Annotated in this window: 21 protein-coding genes; 6 read left to right on the top strand and 15 right to left on the bottom strand. The window is 59.9% G+C overall.

Annotation, left to right across the window (positions count from 1 at the left end):
- Positions 1–84 precede the first annotated feature (84 nt).
- The 3 genes from ACOYXE_RS09980 to ACOYXE_RS09970 form a co-directional block, all read right to left on the bottom strand.
- Positions 85–1623, bottom strand: coding sequence for a cryptochrome/photolyase family protein (locus tag ACOYXE_RS09980; protein WP_460928982.1), 1539 nt, complete (start codon positions 1621–1623; stop codon positions 85–87).
- A gap of 289 nt (positions 1624–1912) precedes the next feature.
- Positions 1913–3037, bottom strand: a complete 1125-nt coding sequence (locus tag ACOYXE_RS09975) for an alkene reductase (protein ID WP_405124008.1) — start codon at positions 3035–3037, stop codon at positions 1913–1915.
- Positions 3038–3139: 102 nt separating this feature from the next.
- Positions 3140–3817, bottom strand: coding sequence for a type 1 glutamine amidotransferase domain-containing protein (locus ACOYXE_RS09970; RefSeq protein ID WP_160057494.1), 678 nt, complete (start codon positions 3815–3817; stop codon positions 3140–3142).
- Positions 3818–4029: 212 nt separating this feature from the next.
- On the opposite strand from ACOYXE_RS09970, the gene ACOYXE_RS09965 reads away from it, so the two are divergent.
- Positions 4030–4614: a TetR/AcrR family transcriptional regulator gene (locus ACOYXE_RS09965; protein WP_160057495.1), complete on the top strand. Its 585-nt coding sequence runs from the start codon at positions 4030–4032 to the stop codon at positions 4612–4614.
- 42 nt (positions 4615–4656) lie between these two features.
- On the opposite strand, the gene ACOYXE_RS09960 is transcribed toward ACOYXE_RS09965, so the two are convergent.
- Both ACOYXE_RS09960 and ACOYXE_RS09955 read right to left on the bottom strand, forming a co-directional pair.
- Positions 4657–5361 (bottom strand): helix-turn-helix transcriptional regulator, encoded by a 705-nt coding sequence (locus tag ACOYXE_RS09960; RefSeq protein ID WP_460928979.1) that lies wholly within the window; start codon positions 5359–5361, stop codon positions 4657–4659.
- On the bottom strand, positions 5361–6308 hold the full coding sequence (locus ACOYXE_RS09955) for an NAD(P)-dependent alcohol dehydrogenase (RefSeq protein ID WP_160057497.1): 948 nt from the start codon (positions 6306–6308) through the stop codon (positions 5361–5363). Before ACOYXE_RS09955 ends, ACOYXE_RS09960 begins: the two co-directional genes overlap by 1 nt.
- A gap of 297 nt (positions 6309–6605) precedes the next feature.
- Between ACOYXE_RS09955 and ACOYXE_RS09950 the strand changes: the two genes are divergently transcribed.
- Positions 6606–7316, top strand: coding sequence for a carboxymuconolactone decarboxylase family protein (locus ACOYXE_RS09950; protein ID WP_238785262.1), 711 nt, complete (start codon positions 6606–6608; stop codon positions 7314–7316).
- Between the two features lie 12 nt (positions 7317–7328).
- Here ACOYXE_RS09950 and paoC read toward each other — a convergent pair whose 3' ends face one another.
- On the bottom strand, positions 7329–9539 hold the full coding sequence (gene paoC / locus ACOYXE_RS09945; RefSeq protein ID WP_460928976.1) for an aldehyde oxidoreductase molybdenum-binding subunit PaoC: 2211 nt from the start codon (positions 9537–9539) through the stop codon (positions 7329–7331).
- Positions 9540–9806: 267 nt separating this feature from the next.
- Between paoC and ACOYXE_RS09940 the strand changes: the two genes are divergently transcribed.
- Positions 9807–11933 carry a TonB-dependent siderophore receptor gene (locus ACOYXE_RS09940; RefSeq protein ID WP_405124005.1) on the top strand — a complete coding sequence of 709 codons (2127 nt, stop codon included), beginning with the start codon at positions 9807–9809 and terminating at the stop codon, positions 11931–11933.
- A 250-nt stretch (positions 11934–12183) separates the two neighbouring features.
- On the opposite strand, the gene ACOYXE_RS09935 is transcribed toward ACOYXE_RS09940, so the two are convergent.
- From ACOYXE_RS09935 to ACOYXE_RS09920, 4 genes are all read right to left on the bottom strand, one after another.
- Positions 12184–13140 carry a 2-hydroxyacid dehydrogenase gene (locus ACOYXE_RS09935; protein ID WP_160057501.1) on the bottom strand — a complete coding sequence of 319 codons (957 nt, stop codon included), beginning with the start codon at positions 13138–13140 and terminating at the stop codon, positions 12184–12186.
- 32 nt (positions 13141–13172) lie between these two features.
- On the bottom strand, positions 13173–13931 hold the full coding sequence (locus tag ACOYXE_RS09930) for an SDR family oxidoreductase (protein ID WP_034155520.1): 759 nt from the start codon (positions 13929–13931) through the stop codon (positions 13173–13175).
- 50 nt (positions 13932–13981) lie between these two features.
- Entirely contained in the window at positions 13982–14674 is a 693-nt protein-coding gene (locus ACOYXE_RS09925; protein WP_160057502.1) for a fumarylacetoacetate hydrolase family protein, read from the bottom strand.
- A 99-nt stretch (positions 14675–14773) separates the two neighbouring features.
- Positions 14774–16123 carry an MFS transporter gene (locus ACOYXE_RS09920; RefSeq protein WP_160057503.1) on the bottom strand — a complete coding sequence of 450 codons (1350 nt, stop codon included), beginning with the start codon at positions 16121–16123 and terminating at the stop codon, positions 14774–14776.
- Between the two features lie 569 nt (positions 16124–16692).
- Here ACOYXE_RS09920 and ACOYXE_RS09915 point away from each other — a divergent pair.
- Positions 16693–17625 carry a helix-turn-helix transcriptional regulator gene (locus tag ACOYXE_RS09915; protein ID WP_095111883.1) on the top strand — a complete coding sequence of 311 codons (933 nt, stop codon included), beginning with the start codon at positions 16693–16695 and terminating at the stop codon, positions 17623–17625.
- 199 nt (positions 17626–17824) lie between these two features.
- On the opposite strand, the gene ACOYXE_RS09910 is transcribed toward ACOYXE_RS09915, so the two are convergent.
- The 4 genes from ACOYXE_RS09910 to ACOYXE_RS09895 all read right to left on the bottom strand — a co-directional run bounded on the left by ACOYXE_RS09910 (position 17825) and on the right by ACOYXE_RS09895 (position 21669).
- The gene (locus ACOYXE_RS09910; protein WP_460928971.1) at positions 17825–18823 is read right to left on the bottom strand and encodes an NADP-dependent oxidoreductase; all 999 of its coding nucleotides are present in this window, start codon (positions 18821–18823) and stop codon (positions 17825–17827) included.
- 56 nt (positions 18824–18879) lie between these two features.
- Positions 18880–19719: an alpha/beta fold hydrolase gene (locus tag ACOYXE_RS09905; RefSeq protein WP_460928969.1), complete on the bottom strand. Its 840-nt coding sequence runs from the start codon at positions 19717–19719 to the stop codon at positions 18880–18882.
- 5 nt (positions 19720–19724) lie between these two features.
- A complete protein-coding gene (locus ACOYXE_RS09900; RefSeq protein ID WP_460928967.1) occupies positions 19725–20507 on the bottom strand; it encodes an SDR family NAD(P)-dependent oxidoreductase in 783 nt (260 codons plus the stop codon).
- A 61-nt stretch (positions 20508–20568) separates the two neighbouring features.
- Entirely contained in the window at positions 20569–21669 is a 1101-nt protein-coding gene (locus ACOYXE_RS09895) for an alkene reductase (RefSeq protein ID WP_405124001.1), read from the bottom strand.
- A 141-nt stretch (positions 21670–21810) separates the two neighbouring features.
- On the opposite strand from ACOYXE_RS09895, the gene ACOYXE_RS09890 reads away from it, so the two are divergent.
- Together ACOYXE_RS09890 and ycaC are read left to right on the top strand one after the other, a co-directional pair.
- Positions 21811–22407 (top strand): TetR/AcrR family transcriptional regulator, encoded by a 597-nt coding sequence (locus tag ACOYXE_RS09890; protein ID WP_160057508.1) that lies wholly within the window; start codon positions 21811–21813, stop codon positions 22405–22407.
- 128 nt (positions 22408–22535) lie between these two features.
- Positions 22536–23168, top strand: coding sequence for an isochorismate family cysteine hydrolase YcaC (gene ycaC / locus ACOYXE_RS09885; RefSeq protein WP_007915995.1), 633 nt, complete (start codon positions 22536–22538; stop codon positions 23166–23168).
- An 83-nt stretch (positions 23169–23251) separates the two neighbouring features.
- On the opposite strand, the gene ACOYXE_RS09880 is transcribed toward ycaC, so the two are convergent.
- A complete protein-coding gene (locus ACOYXE_RS09880) occupies positions 23252–24490 on the bottom strand; it encodes a nucleoside permease (protein WP_460928964.1) in 1239 nt (412 codons plus the stop codon).
- Between the last annotated feature and the right edge of the window lie 25 nt (positions 24491–24515).

Here is a 24515-nt window from a genome sequence, read left to right as displayed (position 1 = left end):
AAACCATCGGCCTCACAAGCTTTGTCAGCCATTGACCCGGGGCCCCATGTTTAAGTTGCACACGGGCCAAAGGCACACGCGTTTTCATAGCGATTCGCCGCGATCCAGTCTGTCGAGCAGACTCTGCCCGCGTTGCCACAAAGCCTGCTGTTTTTCCAGCGGCATGCGATCGAGGTTTTTGTACATCATGCCCATGCGCTGATTGCCGCGCAGGAAGTCAGCGTGGCGCATGAGAAAATGCCAGTACAACGCATTGAACGGGCAGGCGTTGTCAGTGGTGGTTTCGCGCACCGAGTAAGCACAGCCGCGACAGTAGTCGGACATCCGGTTGATGTACTGGCCGCTGGCGCAATAAGGCTTGGAGCCGAGGTAACCGCCGTCGGCGTGCATGACCATGCCGAGGGTGTTGGGCAGTTCGACCCAGTCGAAAGCGTCCATATAAATCGCCAGATACCATTCACAAATCTGGCTCGGTGCGATGCCGGAGAGCAGGGCGAAATTGCCAGTCACCATCAGGCGCTGAATGTGATGGGCGTAGGCGTGTTTGAGGCTTTGGCCGATGGCCTGGCGCATGCAGTTCATCTTTGTGTCGCCGGTCCAGTAAAACTCTGGCAAGCGCCGCGTGTTACCAAAGGCATTGCCCTCGGCGTATTCCGGCATGTGCAGCCAGTAGACGCCCCGAACGTATTCGCGCCAGCCGATCAGTTGGCGGATGAAGCCTTCGGCGGCATTCAGGGCAATGTTGCCTGACCAATAGGCAGACTCCACGTCACTGCAGAGTTGACGCAGATCGAGCAAGCCAATGTTCAGCGCAGCGCTGATGCGGGCATGGAACAGAAACGGTTCGTCGCTGGCCATGGCGTCCTGATAGTCGCCGAATCCGGCCAGGCCGTAATCGAGAAACCAGGCCCAGAGTGCCTGGGCATCGGCATGGGTCACCGGATAGTTGAAATCATCCAGGCTGCCGTAGTGACTGGCGAAGCGATCCTTGACCAGTGCGAGAACTTCGAGGGTGATTGCATCGTTGGTAAAACCCGCCGGGTAGGGCGCCTTTACCGTTTTGGGCAAGGTTTTGCGATTGTCGGCATCAAAGTTCCAGGCGCCACCGACCGGGGTGCCGTCGCCGTTGAGCAGCAGGCGACTCTTGCGGCGCATCTCACGATAGAAGAACTCCATGCGCAGCTGCTTTTTGCCAGCGGCCCACGCGCGAAATTCGTCGCGGCTGCACAGGAAACGGTTGTCGGCATGCCAGTGGATCGGCAAGCCACAATCCTTCAGTGATTGCTCCAGACGCCAGTCGCCGCATTCGGTCAGGTGCACCTCGTTCGCTTGCAGCAGCGCCTGCCAGCGCTTTAATTCGCCGGGCACCGAGCCGCTGTTGTGCGGGTCGTCGAGGGTCACGTAATGCACCTGAAAGCCTTGGTCTTTCAGTGCCTGAGCGAAATGACGCATGGCGCTGAAGAGCAAGGCGATCTTCTGCGGATGATGGGCAACATGGCTGGCTTCTTCCATGACCTCGACCAGCAGCACACGATCCTGTTCGCGATCCAGACCTGCCAATGAAGCCAGATCAAAAGAGAGCTGGTCACCCAGAACGAGGCACAGCCGATGGGTTTTGTTCATTTCGCGGATTCAGCGTAGTGAGCAGCAGGCTGCCGAGTGGACGTTTAAGCATCAAGTCCAGATAGTTGTACAGATTGTAGTATGTGTATAGGTTTTTGTGCGGTGAATTGCGTGATATTCAGATCTCCCCTGTGGGAGCGAGCCTGCTCGCGAAGGCGTCGTCACATTCAACATTTTGGCTGACTGACACGCCGCTTTCGCGAGCAGGCTCGCTCCCACAAGGGCTTGCACTCCGACTCGGATGAACGTTCCCGCTGTTGCGGGAGCGCTTGACGCCGCGAGGAAAGGCTTAGCCGGGATAAACGGGGTAGTCGGTATAGCCTTCGGCGTTGCCGCCATACACCGTCGCCGGGTTCAACGCATTCAACGGCCAGTCATTGGCGATACGTGCAGGCAGATCGGGGTTGGCCATGAACGGGCGGCCAAAAGCGACCAAGTCTGCCAGCCCCGAATCGAGCAGTTGCGCGCCGGATTCGGCGGTGTAACGCCCGGCATAAATGATCGCGCCGCTGAAGGTGTCGCGCACCGCCTGGCGGAACGTTTGTGGCATCGCCGGGGCGTTGTCCCAATCGGCTTCGGCGATGGACAGATAAGCAATGCCGACGTCTTGCAGGATTTTGATCGCTTCGATGTAAGTGGCGTGCGGATCTTCCTCGACCATGCCCAGGTAAGTGCGCGCTTCATCGGTGGTGGTGAACAGCGGGGCGAAACGCACGCCGACTTTTTCCTTGCCGATGCACTCGGCGACGCCGGCGACGACTTCCTTCAAAAAGCGCAGGCGATTGTGCAGCGAACCGCCGTACTGATCGTCGCGCAAATTGCTGTGGGCGGAGATGAACTGGTTGACCAGATAACCGTTGGCGCAGTGCAATTCGATGCCATCGAAACCCGCGTCCATGGCGTTGCGTGCGGCCTGGATGTACAGCTGAACCAGTTCCTGCACTTCGTCGGTGCTCAGTGCACGCGGTGCCGACGGTGGCACCAGTTCACCGGCGCCGGGGGCGGTTTCGATAAACACGCTGACCCGATCTGTAGCCACGGCGGAAGCGGAAACCGGCGCTGCGCCGTCGGGTTGCAGCGCGGTGTGGGAGACGCGGCCGACGTGCCACAGCTGGGCGAAAATCACCCCGTCCACGGCATGTACGGCTTCGGTGACTTTGCGCCATCCGGCGATTTGCTCTGCGGTATGGATGCCCGGCGTCCACGCGTAACCCTGGCCACGAGGCTCGATCTGCGTGCCCTCGGTGACCAGCAAACCGGCGCCGGCGCGCTGTTGGTAATACTCGGCCATCAGCTCATTGGCAATGTTGCCCGGTTGGGTGCTGCGCTGGCGGGTGAGTGGCGGCAGGACGATGCGGTTTTTCAGGGTGTGATGACCGAGTCTGGCCGGGGTGAAGAACGGGCTGCTATTCATGGATTACCTTGTCTTTGGGTTTATTAGACCAGTCGACTAATTGGTGGGCGAAAAAATAACGCCGGGTGATACGCCCCCGGCGTTCGATGAGGTTGTAGGGTTTTAGCCGAGCATTTCCAAAAGCTTTTTAGCAACAGCGGCGGAGCTGGCCGGATTCTGGCCAGTGACCAGTTGCCCATCGGCAACCACATGAACCTGCCAGTCAGCCACTTTCGAGTAATAACCGCCGAGACGCTGAAACTCGTCTTCGATCAGGAACGGCACCACGTCCGTCAGCCCGACGGCCTCTTCTTCGGAGTTGGTGAAACCGGTGACCTGGCGATGCTGAACCAGCGGTTTGCCGTCAGCGGTGAGGGCGTGACGCAACACACCCGGCGCATGGCAGACAAAACCGTGGGGTTTGTTGGCGCGGTCAAACGCTTCGATCAACGCGATCGACTGCTTGTCTTCGGCCAGGTCCCACAGTGGGCCGTGGCCGCCCGGGTAGAACACCGCATCGAAATCATCAGCGCTGACGTCAGCCAGGAGGCCGGTATTGGCCAGTGCCTGTTGCGCGGCGGAGTCTTTGCGGAAGCGATCAGTCTCGGCAGTCTGCGCATCGGGCTCATCGCTTTTCGGGTCCAGCGGCGGTTGGCCACCGGCCGGCGAGACCAGGGTGACGTCGGCACCGGCGTCCTTGAAGGCGTAGTAGGGCGCGGCGAACTCTTCCAGCCAGAAGCCGGTTTTCTTGCCGGTGTTGCCGAGTTGATCGTGGGAAGTCAAAACCATCAGGATTTTCATAGAGCACCTTGAGTCGATCAGGTGTCTTCGATTGAGCGAAGGATTCGCCCATCGGCCACACCGGTCAGAAAACGTTTGTCGGGGCGCAGCATAGATTCCAATTAGACCGGTCGTCTAGTAATTTTTTATCCTGCGGTTTTTCATCGACAGGTATGGCAAACTTCCGTTCCTCCGAAAATACGACTGGTCTATTGCCTGGTAATTTGCGCCCCATGAAACCGACCTACGACGACACCCGCCAACATTTGCTCGACACCGGCCACCGGATGATGGCCGAGAAAGGCTTTACCAGTGTCGGCCTCAACGAAATCCTGCAAACCGCCGGTGTGCCCAAGGGTTCGTTCTATCACTACTTCAAATCCAAAGAACTGTACGGCCAGGCGTTGCTTGCGGATTACTTCGTCGGCTACCTCGCTGACATGGAGCGGCGCCTGACGCTGCCAGGGCTGAGCGCCTATGAGCGGTTGATGGATTACTGGCAGGGCTGGCAGAACCGCTGCACCCTCGAAGGCCACGGTGACGAATGTCTGGTGGTGAAGCTCAGCGCCGAAGTCGCCGATTTGTCGGAGTCGATGCGCCTGACCTTGCGCGATGGTGCCGAGCAAGTGGTGGCGCGCATTTCCTTGTGTATAGAACAGGGTCAAGCCGAAAACAGCCTGCCCCAGGGCGATGCCCGGCATCTGGCGGAAACCTTGTATCAGCTGTGGTTGGGCGCCAGTTTGCTGAACAAATTGCAGCGCACCGGGCAGTCGTTGCAGACCTCGATGGCGATGACCCGACAACTGCTGGCGGTATGAGCGGTGGGGCCGTTGTGGTCGTTGTGGCCCAGGTTACATGACTCAACACGCCTCGCCCTGACTGTTGCAGGGCCGCACATCCTCGGCGCGCCATTGTTTGATCAAGCGCCGGCGGTCAGGCGCGTAGTGTTCGACAAGCACCTGCACCGTCGCAAGGTCAGCCATATCGATCACGCGAAACCGGCTGTCGCTTTCGCACCACGCCGCAATGCAGCGCTTGCCTTCGATAAAGCCCAACATGATCGGCCAGATGATGTGTTCGGCGGCATCCGCATGTTCGAGCGCTAGCGCGATGCGCAGCTTGTTCTGCTCGCGCAGCGCCCGACGAATCTCGCTGAGGTCGATGGTTGTGCCGGGCTTGTGCGGCTTGGCCACGTAAAAGGTTTCGTCTTCGAAGATCGGCCGCATCTGCGCGGGCAGCACGGCACTGATTTTCGCCAGGGCATTGTTGACGGCATCCGCGAGTTGGCTGTCGGTCTGCCGGCTGACCCATTGCGCGCCGATGACCAAGGCTTGTATTTCCTCGGCGCTGAACGATAGCGGCGGCAGGACAAAACCGGGCTTGAGCACATACCCAAGACCCGGCTCGCCGTCGATCTCGGCCCCCATGCCTTGCAGCGTGACGATGTCGCGGCGAATCGTGCGCAACGACACGCCCAATTCAGCCGCCAAGGCTTTGCCGGACACCGTGCGACGATGACGCCGCAGCGCTTGCATCAGCTCAAACAGACGATGACTTCTGGCCATTAACGCTCCATGGCGACGACGCCTTTGCCGCCGAGTTTGCGGCCCTGTTCGAGCTCGCGGATCAATTGTATGGCGCCGTCCAGCGGCACCACTTCTCCTAGCCGAATCTTCAAGCGTGCCTCACTGGCGGCGCTGGCCAGTGTTTCGAGGATTTCGTGTCGCGGTGTGCCAATGACCAGTTTCAGTCGCCGATCAATCAGGCCACGCAGGAATTTACCCGGACCCGGATTGAGATCAAGCAAACAGCCGCCCGGACGCAGCAATCCGATACCGGTCGAGACCGTCATCGACGCGGCCGTGTCATACACCACATCGAAGCGCGTCGGCAGCCTCTTCAGGTCCGTTAACCGGTAGTCGTAGACGGTCGATACCCCCAGCGCCTGTGCCCGGGCAGCGTCCGACGCGCTGCAACTGCCCGATACCGTGGCCCCCGACATCAGGGCGATCTGCACCGCCGCTTCGCCGACAGCCCCGGCGCAACCATTGATGAAAACCTGCTGACCGGCTTGCAGTCTGGCCTTGTCGATCAGCCCGTTCCACGCGGTAATGCCCGGTGTGCCAAGGCACGCCGCATCGGCGAAGGAAAGAGTATCCGGCTTGCTCGCCAGAAAGTCCTCTCTGGTCACGACGGCTTCACCCAATGCGCCACTTTCTTTGAAGCGGGATAGCCCGAAAACCGCGTCGCCGACCTGGAAGCGGCTGACGCTCGCGCCAACCGCAAGAACCACGCCAGAGAAATCCATCCCCATCGCGCGCGGAAACGTTCTGCCGGTGATCAGCTTCATCCGGCCCTGACGCAACTTCCAGTCAATGGGGTTGATCGCTGCAAATCTGACCTGCACCAGCACTTCATCCTTGCCGGGGGCCGGCAGCGGGAATGCTTCGACGCGCATCACGTCCGGGCCGCCGTAGCACGAGTACTGAATACGTTTATAGCCTGCTGACATGTTGGGTTCGCCTTCCGAGAGTGGACATGACACCGACTCTATAACGGGGCAGTGCCAGTTTTTGGCACCATTCGCTTTATGCAGATTGATGAACGGTGTTCATGACTTCATGACGCTGAGCGCAGATAGTCGCAGGATCCTCGTCGGTTTAACGTAGCGGCTGATTATCCCGCCAGCAGGAGCTTTGCGATGCCAGCACACCCGGTTCGTAGCGTGACCCACTTCAGCCGACTTCTGTTGACAGCCATCGCACTGTTGCTGACAGCCTGTGCTTCAACTGAAAAAGGTTCGACCTCCATGAAACGTTCACTTGCAATGACCTCCGATGCCGCGGCTGCCGTGTCCCCGGCACTGGCTCATAACACCGACGCAATGTTGTTTGGCGAAGTATGGAAACGCCCGGGCTTGTCACCGCGTGACCGCAGTCTGGTGACGGTTGCGGTGTTGATCGCACGCGGGCAAACCGCCGAGATGGCCGCGCAATTCAACCTTGCGCTGGACAACGGTGTCACGCCGCTTGAGCTGTCCGAAACGCTCAATCACCTGGCGTTTTATTCCGGTTGGGGCAATGCATCAGCGGCTCTGCCCATCGCCGCCGAGGTGTTCATCGCCCGCAACATCGATGCTGAGAAACTGGCACCGGTTGCGCCGTCATTGCTGCCGCTGGACCAGGCTCGCGAAGCTGACCGCGTGGAGCGCGTGAATGCGGCGGTGGGATCAGTGGCGCCGGGGCTGGTCGAGTTCACCACCAAAGCGCTGTTCCGCGATCTGTGGTTGCGGCCAGGTCTGGCGCCTCGCGATCGCAGCCTGATCACGGTCAGTTCGTTGGTGGCCAACGGGCAGACCGGCCAGGTCGGCTATCACCTGGGTCGGGCGATGGACAACGGTTTGAGCCAGACCGAAGCGGCGGAAATGATTACCCAACTGGCGTTCTATGCCGGATGGCCGAATGCGTTTTCCGCCGTGCCGGTGTTCAAGGAAGTGTTCAGCCAGCGCGCGCCGGGCTGACTGAACAGGGCGTCAAATCTGCTCCGGCAAGTGCGCGATAAGTTTGTCCAGCGTGATCGGATAATCGCGCACGCGCACGCCGGTGGCGTTGTAAATCGCATTGGCAATGGCCGCTGCGGCGCCACTGATGCCCAACTCGCCGACACCTTTGGCCTTGAGCGGCGTGGCGTAGGGGTCGACCTCATCGAGAAAAATCACCTGCTGATGGGGAATGTCGGCGTGCACCGGCACTTCGTAACCGGCGAGGTCATGGTTGACGAAAAAACCAAGGCGCTTGTCGACCTGCAGTTCTTCCATCAGTGCGGCCCCGGCGCCCATGGTCATGCCGCCGATGATTTGGCTGCGCGCGGTCTTCGGATTGAGAATCCGCCCTGCTGCGCAGACCGCCAATTGGCGACGCAGGCGAATCTCGCCGGTCGCCGCGTTGACCTCGACTTCGGCGAAATGTGCGCCAAAGGTCTGCTGGGCAAAGCGCTGGGCCAGATCGCCGAATTCCATGCGGTCTTCGCCAACGAGATCGCCTGCGGCCGCCGCGTGAGCCAAAGGAAAATGCCGCGTGCCATCGTGCACCTCGCCGTGGGCAAATTCGGCCGTTTGCGGATCAAGTCCGACGGCGCGGGCAGCGGCTTCGCGCAACTTGACGCAAGCGGCATAGACCCCGGCGGTAGACGACGCTGCACCCCATTGCCCGCCCGATCCCGACGACTCCGGAAAGCGCGAGTCGCCAAGGCGCACTTCGACCCGGTCCAGTTCCACACCCATCATCTCGGCGGCGGTCTGCGCAATGATCGTGTAGCTGCCGGTGCCGATATCAGTCATGTCGGTTTCGACGGTGATTGTGCCGTGCCGGTCAAGGCGCACACGGGCCGCCGAGGCGGTGGTTGGCGCGCCACGTATGGCAGACGCCAGACCGATGCCGATCAGCCAGCCATTCTCCAGACGTTGGCCGGCGCTTGCGTTGCGCTGGTGCCAGCCGAAGTGCTCGGCGCCGGTTTGTAAGCACTCGACGAGTTGCCGTGTCGAGAACGGTCGTGATGGCTGTTCGGGGTCGACCTGGGTGTCGTTGAGCAGGCGCAACTGCAGTGGGTCGATGCTGAGTTTTTCCGCCAGTTCATCCATGGCAATTTCCAGCGCCATCATCCCCGGTGCTTCCCCCGGCGCGCGCATGGCCGAGCCTTCGGCCAGGTCCAGCACGGCAAGATTCAAGCGGGTCATGCGGTTGGCGCCAGCGTAGAGCAAACGTGTCGAGGCCGTCGCGGCTTCGGCCCGGCCCCCGGGCAGGTTGCCTGACCAACTCTCATGGCCGATGGCTGTGATCAAACCTTCGCGACTGGCACCGAGGCGAATGCGTTGGAGCGTCGCGGGGCGATGGGTCAAATTGTTGAACATCAGCGGACGTGGCAGCGCGACTTTCACCGGACGCCCGGCGTGTCGCGCCGCCAGCGACGCCAGCACCGCGTCACACAGGATCGTACCTTTGCCACCGAAACCGCCGCCGATGTAGGGCGATATCAAACGAATATCTTCTTTGCGTATGCCGAGTGTCCTGGCCAGATCGCGCACGCCCCAGTTGATCTGCTGGATCGACGTCCACAACGTCAATGAGTCACCGTTCCACTGAGCGATGGTGGCGTGGGGTTCCATCATCGCGTGCGCCTGATCCGGCGTGCTGTAGTGCTGGTCGATCTGGACCGGTGCGGTGTTGAAGGCGCCTTCGAAATCTCCGGTCTGCGTCTGCGGCGGGGGGCCGAAGCCGGCAGGTGGGGGCGGGGTTGCCGAATCCTTGGCGGCCGCCAGATCGAACGCGCCGGGTTCGGCCACATAGGTGATTTCCAGCAGGTGGGCGGCGCTGCGGGCCTCTTCAAATGTCTGCGCGACGACAATCGCGACGGCTTGGTGATAGTGGTCCACCTGCGGGCCGGCCAAGGCGCGTGCAACATAGAACTCGCCCTTGGCCAAAGGCCCGGCATTCTCGTAGGTGACGATGGCAATCACCCCGGAACTGTTGCTCGCCTGCGTCGAGTCGATCGAGGTCATTCGTCCCTTGCCGATCCCGGCGCCGACCACATAGCCATAGGCGGAGTTGGGCACTGCGGCATGTTGTTCGTACGCGTAGGGCGCGGTCCCGGTGGTTTTCAACTTGCCATCGATGCGGTCGGCGGGTTTGCCGATGACGTTCAATTGATCGATCGGATTAGTGCCGGCCGGTGTGTCGAATTTCATCGCTGAGTTCCTCTTCAGGCGGGCTGGCGGACAACGCCGGGCGCCTCAGCGCCAGCGTTTGCAGGCCATATCGCCCACGAGACTAGGCCATTGAAACGCATCTGATAATACGCCTTGCCAGGATGGAGTCATGAGTCCGGCTCACGAATCCTGACCAACATGACAAATAAGAATAAGTTTCAATTACACGATCCCTGGTATACCATCCGCGCCGCTGTTCTGGCGGTTTCACCCTTCGTTCTGGCCTATTCACAAGGTTTTCATTTCATGCGTCGTACTCTGCTTTCAATTTGCGTGCTGCAGGCGTTGTCTTCTTCCTCATGGGCCGAACAGGCCGAATCAACACCCGCAGCGCTAGAGCTGGAGGCGACCGACGTGGTCGGTACAGCGGATTACGAACGGGCCGACGGCCCGGTGCAGGGTTACCGCGCGACACGTTCTGCCAGTGCCACCCGTACCGACACCTCGATCCATGAAACCCCGCAATCGATCAGTGTAGTGACTAAAGATGCTGTCGAAGACCTCGGCGCCACGCGTCTGCAAGATGCGCTGGATTACGCCGGCGGCGTCGGCCGGGCGAACAATTTTGGCGGGCAGGGCCTGACGACGTTCACCGTGCGCGGTTTCACCACCGGCGAGTTCTACCGCAACGGCTTCCCGATCAATCGTGGCTACCCGAACATGCCCGATGCCAACACCATCGAGCGTCTGGAAGTGCTGCGCGGACCGGCAACCATGCTCTACGGCCGTGGCGATCCGGGCGGCACCTTCAATGTCGTGTCCAAGCAGCCGTTGGCCGAGCGCACGGTCACGTTGGGCAGCCAGTTGAATGATCAAGGCATGAAGCGCGGCACGCTGGACGCCTCCGGCCCTTTGGATGAAGAGGGGCGCCTGGCCTATCGACTGAACGTGGTGGGTGAGGGCGGCGATACCTTCCGCGATCACGTCGAGACTGAGCGCTACGGCATCACGCCAGTGCTGACCTGGCAGGCCAGCGATGCCACCCGGGTGATCTTCGAGGGTGATTTCATGCGCAACAATCATCCGCTGGATCGCGGTGTGACGCGTTACGCCAAGCAGATTGGCACCGCCTCGCGGGACACGTTTTTCGGCGAAAAAGACGCCGGCAAATTGCACAACGACAACAACATGGCGCAACTGCGCTTCGAACATCTGCTCAATGATGACTGGACGCTGGGCGGTGGTTTCCAGTGGCTCGACGGCTCGCTTGAGGGCAATGCCATCGAAGCCAACGGCATTGCCGATGACGGTCGAACCCTGGGGCGCAATTTCAACTACCGCAAACTGGAGTGGACCGACAAGGACACCCAGCTCAATCTGACCGGGCATTTCAGCACCGGTGGCTTGCAGCACACCTTGCTGACCGGTATCGAATACGAAGATTACGACTACAAGTCGATCATTCAGCGCTCCAGTGGTGCGATCGGCGCCTACCCGATCGACATCTTTGATCCGGTTTACGGTCAGCCACGCCCGGCATTGACCCGCACGCCGACCCACGACAAGGAAAACCTCAAGACCTACGCCGCATTCGTGCAGGACCAAGTGGCGTTGACCGAGCGCTTGAAAGTGCTGGCCGGGGCGCGGTTCGAACGATTCGAGCACGATTATGAAACCTACGTGCCAGGCGGCAAAAACTGGCAGGCCAGCGACAACGCGGTGACTCCACGACTCGGCGTGACCTACGATCTGACCGACACGCTGGCGGTCTACGCCGACACTGCGCGCTCGTTCAAGCCCAATACCGGTGCAAGCCGCGTGGGCGGAGGCTTCGCCCCGGAGAAAGGCAAGTCTTACGAAATGGGCATCAAGTGGGAAGCGCTGGATCATCAGTTGAGCGTCGACGCGGCGATCTATCAGATCGAAAAACGCAACGTGCTGACCACCGACCCGGTGGACTCGACCTTCAGTGTGGCGGCCGGGGAAGTGCGCAGCCGTGGTTTCGACCTGAACGTCGCCGGCAACCTGACACCCGAATGGCGCGTCATCGGCGGCTACGCCTACGTGGATGCCGAAGTGACCAAGGACAACGTGATCCGTTCGGGCACGCGGCTGATGAACATTCCGCAGAATAGCTTCAGCCTGCTCAACGTTTACGAGTTTCAGGACGGCGCGCTAAAAGGCCTGGGCCTGGGTACCGGACTCAAATATGTCGACGAACGCGCCGGGCAAACCGCCAATACTGCCTTCTCGATGGACAGCTACACCGTTGTCGATTTGCTCGGTTTCTATAAGGTCAACGAGAAAGTGCGGCTCAATCTTGACGTGAAGAACCTGTTTGATCGGGATTATGAAGAGGGCGCGTTCGGTAATGTCTACGCCTATCCGGGTGCGCCGAGAACGGTGCAGGTGGGGATTTCCTACACCTTGTAAGCCGCGTTCGACGCTGCAACGGCGGCCCCTCACCCCAGCCCTCTCCCTGAGGGAGAGGGGGCCGACCGAGGTGTCTTGGGTTATGCATCGACCTGACAGATCGCGTCGATTACGGGCCCATCGGTAATGCTTGACGGCATTGGATTCACAGGCGTTATTTCAGGTCGGCGTTTATCGTCAATATCCCCAAATCGGTTCCCTCTCCTGGGGGAGAGGGCTAGGGTGAGGGCCGCTGTTCGGCACCTGCCACTTAACCAGTGATACAACCCTGCGGCGTTTTCCCTGCAAAGCTGTCCAGCAAACTCGCCACTACCATTTCCCCCATGCGCGTGCGCGTCTGCAATGTCGCGCTGGCACGGTGCGGCTGCAGCACCACCTGCTCGTTACCGAACAAGGCTTCTGGCACATTCGGCTCATCAACAAACACATCCAGCCCCGCACCGGCGATCTCTCCGGCATTCAGCGCCGCCACCAGATCAGCCTCGTTGACCAGTTTGCCCCGTGCCACATTGATCAGATAACCGTCCTTGCCCAAGGCCTGGAGCACCGAGGCATCGATGATGGCTTCAGCCTTGTCCGCAGCGGCGGCGAGAATCAGCGCATCGCTGTCGCGGGCCAATTGCTTGAGGTCGGCGACGAAAGTGTGGGGTACATCGCTCATCGGTTGCAGGTCGGTGTAACTGATCGGACAGCCGAAGGCGGCCGCTCGGCTGGCCACCGCGCGGCCAACCCGGCCCATGCCGACGATACCGATACGCATGCCGGACACCTGACGTGCCAGCGGCAGAGGCGCCAGCGGTGTGGCGCTGTGCGGCCATTGACCCGAGCGTACATAGCGATCACTGGTACACAGCCCGCGACACACGGAAATCAGCAAACCGATGGCAAGGTCGGCGACGTCTTCGGTCAGCGCGCCAATGGTCGCGGTCACGCGGATGCCGCGATCACGGGCGTAAGCCAGGTCAACCGCGTCGGTGCCGACTCCGTTGACCGCCACCACCTCAAGATTCGGCAGTTGCGCCATGACGGCTTGGGTGATGCCGGTATGGCCACCGGTGATCACTCCGCGAATATTCGCGCCGTGTTCCTGCAAATACGCCTGTTTGTCGGCCTGCTGGAAATAGCGTCGGACCGTAAACAGTTCATCGAGACGCGCATTGATTTCAGGAATCAGGATCGGGCTGAGCTGCAGGATTTCTGGCTTCATGTAAACCTCTCTTACCGAATAAAAAGGCCGGATCAACCGCGGCCGGCAAACGGCATGGCGGTGGCCATGACGGTCATGTTCAGAACGTTGGCCGACAACGGCAGGCCGGCGATGTAGCGCACCGCATCGGCGACATGCTTGACGTCGACCATTGGCTCCACGGCGATGCTGCCGTTGGCCTGGCGCACGCCTTTGGTCATGCGTACCGACATTTCGGTGAGGGCGTTGCCGATATCGATCTGGCTGCAAGCGATGTTGAATTCACGACCGTCCAGCGCCAGCGATTTGGTCAGGCCCAGCACCGCATGTTTGCTGGCGGTGTAGGCGCTGCTGAATGGACGTGGCGTGTGTGCCGAAATCGAACCGTTATTGATGATGCGTCCGCCCTGAGGCTGTTGACGGCGCATCAGGCCGAAGGCACCCCGAGCACACAGGAAAACCCCGTTGAGGTTGGTGTCGATCACGTTGCGCCACTGCTCGAACGTCAACTCATCCAAGGGCACGGCGGGGGCATTGACCCCGGCATTGTTGAACACCACATCCAGCCGTCCGTAAACCTCGGCAATGGTTGCGAACAGCGCATCGACACTGGCCGGGTCGCGCACATCGGTGGGCACCGCCAGGGCTTCGTGCCCCTCGCTTGCCGCCAGTTCGACCAGCGCCTGTAACGGTTCCGGCCGGCGACCGGCAAGCACCAGGGTGTAGCCGTCGGCCAACAGGCCAAGCGCCACAGAGCGGCCGATTCCGCTGCCGGCGCCGGTGACCAGCGCGACTTTCAAAGGTTGAGTGATGGACATTTTGTTGTTCTCCTGTCTTCAAATCACTGAGGCGTGCAGGGCGTTCAAGCCTTGCGGCCGACACGCATTTCCAGTTGGCCGATGCCGTCGATTCCGGCGTTGATCACATCGCCCGGTTGCAGGCCGTCGACGCCGGCCGGGCTGCCGGTCATGATCAGGTCGCCGGCCCTCAGCGCCACTGACCGGGAGATCCGGCTGATGACTTCAGCCACCGACCAGATCTGGCTGTCGAGACTGTCGCGCTGACGCTCCTCGCCGTTGACGTTCAACCACAATTCGCCTTCGGGATGGCCAGCGCGGGTCACCGGGACAATCGCGGTCATCGGCGCGGCCCCGTCAAATACCTTGGCACCTTCCCACGGCAAACCATTGCTCTTGGCGGCGCGCTGAACATCACGGCGGGTCAGGTCGAGGCCGGCGGCGTAACCCCAGACATAGGCCAGCGCTTCGCTTTCGGGGATATTCGCGCCACCTTCACCGATGGCTACCACCAGTTCGATTTCGTGGGCGAAATCATCGGTCAGCGAAGGGAATGCCACCTCACCAACGGCGTCGACGACATTGCTCGCCGGTTTCATGAAAAACACCGGCGGCTGGCGCGACTGGCCGATGGCGTCTGGCCACGGGTAGTTGCGGCCGACACAAAACACCCGACCGACGGGAAAGCGCTGCTCACTGCCGACAACCGGCAAAGTCACGGGCAGATCCGGGGTGAAGACGTATTCGGTCATGTTCATCCTGTTAAGAGTCCTGTTGGTAGCTTCAGCGTACGGCGGCAGTCGTTGGTGAAGTTGGACGAAAGCCGCCTGCAGTTGGAGAAAACGGTGCTGTTGGCTTCAGCGCACCTTCAATTCGATGCGGTACAAGCGCCCGAGCAACAGCGAGTAGGAGAGGGTGCCGATCAGGGCTACGCCGCCAATGAACCAGAAGGCCCAAGCGAAGGAACCGGTGGCATGCACAATCGCGCCAATCACGATCGGCGTGACGATGCCGCCGATGTTGGCGGCAAGGCTGGTGATCCCGCCGGTCAAGCCGATCAACTCCTTGGGCGCAACTTCCGACACCGCCGCCCACGAAGACGACGCGATGCCTTGGGCGAAGAAGGCAATGGTCAGCACGGCGATGCAGATCGTGTTCGAGTCGGTGAAATTCACCAGCACGATGGACATGCCCAGCATCGAGCCGATCACCAGCGGCAACTTGCGGGCGAACGACATCGAGTAGCCACGGCGGATCAACAAGTCAGAGACGATGCCGGCGAGGAGGATGCCGACCGTCGCGCCTACAAACGGCAGAACAGCGAAGATCCCGGCCTTGATCATGGTCAGCTTGCGTTCTTCGATCAGGTAGGTGGGGAACCAGGTCAGGAAGAAGTACAGCGCCGAGGTGCTGGCGAATTTGCCGATGCAAATCGCCCAGATCTGGCGGTAGCTGAACAATTCGGCGATTTGCCGCCAGTTGAAGCGGGTGCGCTCCTGGCTGCTTTTGACCAGACCGCCGCCGGCTTCGATGTACTTCAGTTCTTCTTTGCTGACTTTCTTGCAGTTCAGCGGGTCACGATACAGGTACAGCCACAACACCCCGAACACGATGCCGAGTACGCCGGTGCTGTAGAACACGTGACGCCAGTCGAAGGTGGTTGCCAGCCAGAGCAGTGCACCGGTAAACAGCGCCGTCCCCAGATATTGCCCGCAGACGTAGATACTGCTGGCCAGACCGCGTTCCCGCGCCGGAAACCACACCGTCACCGCACGACTGTTGGCCGGAAACGCCGGTGCTTCCATCGCACCGACCGCCAGACGCAACCCGAACAAGGACGCGAAGCCCGTGGCAAAGCCCTGGCACACGGTCACCGTCGACCAACTGATCAGGGAAACCCCGTAAGTGAAGCGCGAACCGAAGCGGTCGGCGATGAACCCGGCCGGCACCAGGGCCAAGGCGTAAGTCCAGGCAAATGCCGAGAAAATCAGGCCCATCTCGATCTTGTCCAAGCCAAGATCCTTGGCCATGAACGGCGCGGCAATCGAGATATTGACCCGGTCGATGTAGTTGATGATCGTCGCGATCAGCAGCAACGAGAGCATGAACCAGCGCCGCCGCGAGGGCAGGCGTTGCGGCACGACGGCGTCCCGGGCGCCGTCTATCACCGGCGGCACGGTGGCTTGGGAAGCATGTGAATTCGACATGAAGAGACCTCGTTATTGTTAGAAGAGTCGAGATGTTTTCGTGCAGCCGAAGGCGTTTGCCCGCGATGGTCGGGGCATGCCAATCGATACTGAAACGAACGGTGCGAGCAGCCAGCGTCAGACGTTCAGAAACGTCTTCCAGTCGGCGTGATCGGGGCAATGTCGGGAGGGGTGGCGAGGGGGAATAGCAGAATCATGACGTGCACACCTGTGATTGTTTTTGGAAGAGGTTGGGCTGCGTCGGCTCACAGTGGTCGTACAACGTTGGTAAAGCAACCGAGGGGTTAGAACGTTTTTTTTCTATGGAAGCGGCGTTGCTAAACCTGTCCAAAAAATAAATCGAATGATTTCCTAAGTGTCTTTTTAGACATTGCTGTTAATCCATTGATTATTAACAATAAAAAATCTTGATGCGTTCTCGACGGTTTTGGACAGGCTAAACGCCATATCGAGGATAAAAAATCCTTGGAAAGGCAGGTCGTCGTATGACTGCTTGCGTGTATTGCGTACATGTCTGCAAGATTAGGGTCGTCAGCTCACTGCCAATACTTGTCGAGGATTCTGCGCAGATGTCGTCACTCAGCCGTATTCCCACCTATGTCATGCAGCAGCGCAGCGAATTGACCGACTTCTACATTCGCGACAAAAAGGGCCGGCGCGCCGAGACCAGTCCCCATCGACACGAGTATTTCCAGATTCAGATCAACCTCGGTGGCGACACCGTGCAGCACATCGGCAACGTCGAGCGTCCGTTCCCGCGCAACACCCTGGCATTCATCCTGCCGCACCGGGTGCACGTAATCCCGCATCCAGCGGACAGCAATTTCATGGTGATCAATTTTTCCCAGACCTTTCTGTTGCCGCATTTGCAGTGCGACCCGATGGATCTGGAAGAAGTGTCGATCCTGCTGGCGCCGGAGTTATCGCCATTCCGCTTTCAGGAGCATCTGGATTTCATTCTTGGGGATGAGGACTTCGCCAAGGTCTGTGCCTTGATCGAGCAGATGCGCACGCTGGACGAGAACCGTCAGTTTGGGACGCGCGAGATGCTCAAGGGCTTGTTGCTGCAACTGATTGGCAGCGTGTGTTTTCTTTACGCCGAGCCACTCAAGCGTCTGGCCGAAGAGAATGCGGCCGAGGTCAGCCGTCGGGATGCGCTGGGCCGCATGTTCGAATATTTGCGCAAGAATATTGCCGACCCCGATCTCAATCTGATCAAGGTGGCTGCGGCGACGTACCTGTCGCCGACCTATCTGACGCACTGGTTGCGCAAGGAGATCGGCAAGACCTTCACCGAACTGGTGCTCGAACGCAGGATGCACGCGGCGCGCAATTTTCTGCTCAACAGCACGCGCTCGGTGGGCGAGGTGGCGCGGTTGTGCGGCTTCGCTGACGAAGCCTATTTTTCGCGACGCTTTCGGCAGATTCACGGTCAGCCGCCGGGACAGTTTCGCCGCCGGCAACTCAATCCGGATACACCGCAATCGCCGTTGAACACTTAGGGCTCAAGCATCAAGGGCCGCCAGACGATCGGAGCAACGCCAAGTATTGCGTTGTGCTGCTTGGGGTCGGGCGTTTCGTGGTTCGCTGGTTCAGGTGGGTGTTTGTTTTCCGTGTCTTGGCGTTCGTTGGCGGGGGGCTTTTCGGTGTCGCAGGCAACATTATCCATGGGTCTTTCGCCAGATGATTTCAGGCAGGCAACTATTTGATCTGCACGATTACCTTGCCTTTCGCACGGCCCTGTTCGACGTAAGTCAGGGCTTCGCCCGCTGACTCGAAGGCGAAGGTGCGATCCAGCACGGGCTTTATTTCGCCGGCTTCAATCAGGGTGGTGATTTCTTGCAGCTGTGCACCGTTGGCCCGCATAAACAGGAAGCTGTAACGGACATCCTGCTTGCGCGCCTTGCGCCGAATGCTCAGGCTCAACAAGCGCATGACTTGCCGCAGCGGCCACGCCAGGCCTTGCGCCTTGGCGAACTCGGCAGTTGGCGGGCCTGAAATGGAAATCAGCTGACCACCCGGTTTGAGTACCTTCAGCGAGTTTCCCAGCACGTCGGTGCCGAGGCTGTTCAGCACCACGTCGTAATCGCGCAGTTCCTCCTCGAAGTGCTGCTGTTTGTAATCAATCACCACGTCTACGCCCAACGCTTTAACCCATTCGACATTCGCCGTGCTGGTGGTGGTCGCGACAATAGCGCCGAGGTGTTTGGCCAGTTGAATGGCGATGGTGCCGACACCGCCGGAACCGGCGTGAATCAAGACCTTCTGACCCTTTTGCAAACGGGCGATGTCGACCAGCGCTTGCCAGGCTGTCAGGGCGACCAGAGGAATAGCCGCGGCTTGCTCCATATCGAGGTTGGCGGGCTTCAAGGCCACCGCGTTTTGGTCGACGGCGATTCGCTCGGCGAACGTGCCGATTCGCTGTTCGGGCACGCGCGCATACACCGCGTCGCCGGGCTTGAAACCCTTGACCGCTGCGCCAACCGCAATCACCACGCCGGCACAATCGTTGCCCAGCACCAAGGGGAATGAGTACGGCAAAATCAGTTTGAATTCGCCGCTGCGAATCTTTGAATCGAGTACGTTGACGCTGGCAGCATGTACTTCAATCAGCACGTCATGGGCGCCGGCTACAGGCTCGGAGATATCGCCAATACGCCCGTTCTGCTTGCCGTAGCGATCGATAAAATAAGCTTTCATGGTGGGGGCGGCTCTCACGGTTCTGGGGGAGGGCAGTGTTGTCTGAGCAGACTGGTTCAGCGATCGAGAAACGCCTGCGCCTTGCTGACAAAGTCAGCGTAGTTCTGGAAAATCGCGCCGTGTCCGGCGTCCTCATAAATGATCAGTTGCGCGTAGGGAATCCGGTTCGCCAGGTCAATCGAATTGACCGTGGGCACCATGATGTCGTTGTCACCGTTGACCACCAATGTCGGAATTTGCAGGCCGCCAAGGTTCTGTGGCGTCTGTTTTCCCCATGCCTTGATGGCTCTCAACTGCCGTAGAAAAGCGCTGGGTGTCGGGCGCTTGTCGCGATCTTTGCGGCGTTCTTTCAGGCGTTGCAAAAAGTCTGTCGCGGCCCGCCGTCCGTTGGCGGTCGTGGTGAAAAACAGGTGGAACTTGGGATCGCGCAGGGTCAGCAAACCCTTGAACATCAGTGGCCAGGAAACCGCACCGACCTTGGCGATACCGACTCCGCCAGCCGGTCCGGTGCCGGTCAGAATCAGGCGCCGCACCAAGGCGGGATCTTTGAGCGCGATGTCCTGAGCAACGAATCCGCCGAGGGAAAAACCCAGCAGATCGACGCTGGTGAATTTCAGCGCTGCGATCAGGCTGATGACGTCGTCGGCCATCTGCGCGACGGTCAGGGGCGCGGTGCCGCCTGAGCCACCGACACCGCGATAGTCAATGGCGAGCACGCGCCGGGTTCTGGCCAAGCCATCGACGATTCGCGGATCGAAGTCGTCCAGTACCGCGCCCCAATGGTTGAGCAGGATCAGCGGCACAGCCGTTTTCGGACCAAGGTCTCGATAGGTGAACGCCGTGCCGCCAACCCTGATCGATTGGTTGGCGGCGTTGACGAAAAGCATCTGCTTCATTGCACTCACGCCAGATAGCGCTGGGCGACTGCCGACTGGCGGATCTGCGCCAACAGGCCCTGCCGCGCGGTTTGCAAGGCATCCCAGCGCTCACCTTCATGCAGCGGCGGAATGGTCACCGGCTCGCGACGATCAAAGCCGACCAACGCTGCATCGACCAGATCGGTGACTTCCATGATCTCGCTCAAGGTGTTGATGTCGATGCCCGCGCGATCCCAGATCTCGGTACGCGTCGCGGCCGGCAGCACGGCTTGCACGTAGACGCCCAGTGGCGACAGTTCCAGGCTCAGGCCCTGCGACAGAAACAGTACAAACGCTTTGGTCGCGCCGTACACCGACATGCCGAACTCCGGGGCCAGACCGACCACCGAGCCGATGTTGATAATGGCGCCGTCACCGGCCTTCGCCAGACGGGGAGCGATGGCACTGGCGAGCCGCACCAGTGCCGTGGTGTTGAGGGCGACCAGATTGGCCACTTGGTCGGTGCTCTGCTCGATGAAGTTGCCGGACTGCGCGGCACCCGCGTTATTGACGAGGATGCCAATACGCGCATCGTCGCGCAGGCGCGATTCGACGGTGGTCAGGTCTTTGAGTTGGGTCAGGTCGGCCTGAAGCACATCCACGGTGACGCTGTGTTCGCTACGCAGTTTCGCGGCGAGTGTTTCCAAGCGCTCGAGATCGCGGGCGACCAGCACCAGATCGTGCCCGCGTTGAGCGAAGCGTTTGGCATAGACCGCGCCGATGCCGGTAGAGGCGCCAGTGATCAGAACAGCAGGGTGGGCGTTCATAGGGTCATCTCTTTTCAATAACATCGATTAAGGAGAGGCAGTAAATGCGCTGAAGCTCGGCTTACTGAGCAGCAGCGCTCCATTCAGCCAGGGTCGGGTAGTCGATGTAGCCTTCCGCGCCACCGCCATACAGGGTGGCGGGGTTGAAACCGGCCAATGGCGCACCGGCCGCCAGGCGCTCGACCAGATCGGGATTGCCAATGAACGGGCGACCGAAGGCGATCAGATCGGCGTGGTCCTCGGCAATTCGCGCGTTCGCCAGGTCGAGGTCATAGCCGTTGTTGGCGATGTAGGTGTTTTTGAAACGCTGGCGCAGAGAGCCGAAATCGAACGGCGCGATATCGCGCGGCCCACCGGTTGCGCCTTCGACCACGTGCAGATAAACGATGCCCAGCGCATCGAGTTGCTCGACGATGTAGTCGAATTGCCCTTGCGGGTCGCTGCTTGAAACCCCGTTGGCCGGCGACACCGGCGAGAGGCGAATGCCAGTGCGATCTGCGCCAATCTCGGCGACGACCGCGGCCGTCACTTCCAGCAACAAGCGCGCACGATTTTCAATCGAGCCGCCGTAGGCATCGGTGCGCACGTTGGCGCCATCCTTGATGAATTGATCGAGCAAATAGCCGTTGGCACCGTGGATTTCCACACCATCAAACCCCGCGGCGATCGCGTTGACCGCTGCCTGACGGAAATCGTTGACGATCCCCGGGAGTTCGCTGATGTCCAGTGCTCGCGGCGCGGAAACGTCTTCAAAGCGGTTGTTGACGAACACTTTGGTCGCCGGGCGTATCGCCGATGGCGCTACAGGTGCGGCGCCGTTTTCTTGAAGATCAACGTGTGAAACACGGCCGACATGCCACAGTTGCAGAAAGATCTTCGCGCCTTTTTCGTGTACCGCAGCGGTCACCTTGCGCCAGCCATCGATCTGCGCCTGCGTGTAAATCCCCGGGGTGTCCTGATAGCCCTGGCCCTGTCGGGAGATCTGCGTCGCTTCAGAAATCAGCAGGCCAGCGGAGGCGCGCTGGCTGTAATAGGTGGCTGCGAACTCACTGGGCACAAAGCCTTCGCCCGCTCGATTGCGGGTCAGCGGCGCGAGAACGATGCGATTCGCCAGCGTCAGGGAGCCAAGCGTGTACGGCGTGAACAGATTTTGATCGGTCATGGGGTTGGATCCGTGCCTGTGGATGAGCAGCGATAATGTCTGTAATTAGGATGATGATCTAAATCTAAACTGTCAACGGTTTTGATTATGGCTGACATCTATGTATCATCTGCGCATGATTTTTCAGCGGAGGTATTGCACGTGAGAGTGAGCAAAGCCCAGGCGCAGGCAAACCGCGAGCACATCGTCGAGACCGCTTCGGTGTTGTTTCGTGAGCGAGGTTTTGACGGTGTCGGCGTCGCGGACCTGATGGCGGCTGCCGGATTTACCCACGGTGGTTTTTACAAACACTTCGGCTCGAAGGCCGACCTGATGTCCGAAGCCTCGGCAAACAGCCTTGCGCGCTCGTTAGCCGGTGCCGAAATGGTCGATGTTCAAGGCTTCATCGACGCCTATGTGTCGAAAGAACATCGCGACGGGCGGGGCAGCGGTTGCACCATGGCCGCTTTGTGCGGCGACGCAGCGCGTCAGTCTGACGATGTGAAAACCGCGTTTGCCGACGGCATCGAGCGCACGCTGCAGACGCTTGGCGACAAGTACCCGACAGGGCCCGACGCGGCATCTGGTGAGGGGCGAGTGAAAATGATCGACATGCTGGCGCGTGCGGTTGGCGCGATCATCCTGTCGCGGGCCTGCCCGGCTGATTCCGCGCTGGCCGATGAAATCCTTGCGGTATGCCACGCTGAAATGACCGCGTCGTTGCTGATGTCCGCCGACAGTGCAGAAGTGCCTGGCTGATCGGTATTGTCCTTTTTGAGTTGACGGTGAAACGCTTTTCAGCCGATTTATCCCGTCCCTGTGCGTCAGTAATCTGTACCCAACTTGAACGCAACAACAACTTCAAAAACTCAAAAGGGACGCACACCATGACTACTCCAACCTACAACCGCCTCAACAAAGACGACGCCATCGTGCTGCTGGTTGATCACCAGACCGGCCTGATTTCCCTGGTGCAGGACTTCTCGCCAAACGAATTCAAGAACAACGTGCTGGCCCTGGCTGATCTGGCGAAGTTCTTCGAACTGCCGACCATCCTCACCACCAGTTTCGAACAAGGCCCGAACGGCCCGCTGGTGCCAGAGCTCAAGGAGATGTTCCCGGACGCGCCGTACATTGCTCGCCCAGGCCAGATCAACGCGTGGGACAACGAAGATTTTGTGAAAGCGATCAAGGCTACCGGCCGTAAACAGATCATCATTGCCGGTGTGGTGACGGATGTGTGCGTAGCGTTCCCGACCTTGTCGGCGCTGGCGGAAGGGTTTGAGGTGTTTGTGGTGACTGATGCGTCCGGCACCTTCAACACCACCGTGCAACAAGCCGCGTGGAGCCGCATGACTCAGGCCGGCGCACAGATGATGAACTGGTTCTCGGTGGCCTGTGAGCTGCACCGCGACTGGCGCAACGACATTGAAGGGCTGGGCAATCTGCTGTCGCAGCGGATTCCGAACTACCGCAACCTGATGAACAGCTACTCGGCGCTGACCGCTCAGCAGAAGTAAGCCTGCGCGCTGCAAACGAAAAGCCTGCCCTGAAAAGCAGGCTTTTTCTGTTTTCTGCCGCTGCGCCTATCAGAACGGCGTTTCTAGACGGTCGACGGCATCCCTTCCTTTTCGCCGCCACGGCTTTTGAACGCCAGTGCGAAACACAGCAGAACCACCACCGAAAATCCTGCCGGGAACAGCCATATACTTCTCCAGTCGTGGCCGTTTTGCGCGGTGAAGTGGTCAGTGATCTGTCCCGCCACCCAGAATCCGATCAGCATGCCCACCCCATAAGTCGCCAAGGTGATCAGGCCCTGAGCCGAGCTGCGGAAGCGCTCGGGCGCTTTGGCATCGGTGTAGATCTGCCCACAGACGAAGAAAAAGTCATAACACACGCCATGCAGCGCAATACCGATCAACAGCATGAAAGCCTGGTCACCGTTGTTGCCGTAGGCGAACAACACATAGCGCAAGGCCCAGGCCAGCATGCCGACCAGCAACGCAATCTTGATGCCGAAACGCTGGATGAACAGGGGTAGCAGAAGCATGAACAGCACTTCGGAGACCTGACCGAGGGCCATCTTCGCGGTGGGATTGGTGACACCGATTTCGGCCAGGAACGGATTGGCATTCTGGTAATAGAACGCCAGAGGAATGCAGATCAGGATGGACGCGAGAAAGAACACCAGATAGCTGCGATCCTTGAGCAGGCCCAACGCGTCAGGCCCCAGCATCTGTTTGATGCCAGGCGCATCGGCGGTGGATTTCAACGGTGCGGTTTTCGGCAGGCTGAAGCTGTAGAGCCCCAACACCAGCGAGGCCACGGCAGACATCAGGAACGTGTTGCGCAAACCGCCTGCAGCAATCGCCTGTTGAGCGTCCCAGGCAAAGCCGAAACTGATCACGATGCCGGCGACGATCCAGCCAACGGTGCCCCACACGCGGATGCGGGAAAACTCCCGGGCCGGGTCTTTGATCTGGCGGAAGGCTACTGCGTTGACCAAGGCCAGCGTTGGCATGTAGACCAGCATGTAGGCCAGCACATAGGGATAAAACGCGCTGAAATCAGCTGCCCGATAAAGCTGAAAGAGCAACACCGCGCCCAGCAGGTGCAACACCGCCAGAATGCGTTCGGCATTGAAAAATCGATCTGCAACAAGCCCAACGACAAACGGCGCAATGATCGCGCCCCACGACTGTGTGGAAAACGCCATTCCCACTTGGCCGCCGCTTGCTGCCAGTGTCGTGGTGAGGAAAGTGCCGAGGGTGACGAACCAGCCGCCCCAGATAAAAAACTGCAAAAACATCATGACGCTGAGTCGCGCATTCATTACGTTCATTTCAATCACCGTATTATTTTTATGT

This window comes from Pseudomonas sp. MC6 (assembly GCF_054790575.1).
The sequence above is the reverse complement of the archived record's forward strand: the minus strand, read 5'-3'. Positions and strand labels throughout refer to the sequence as shown.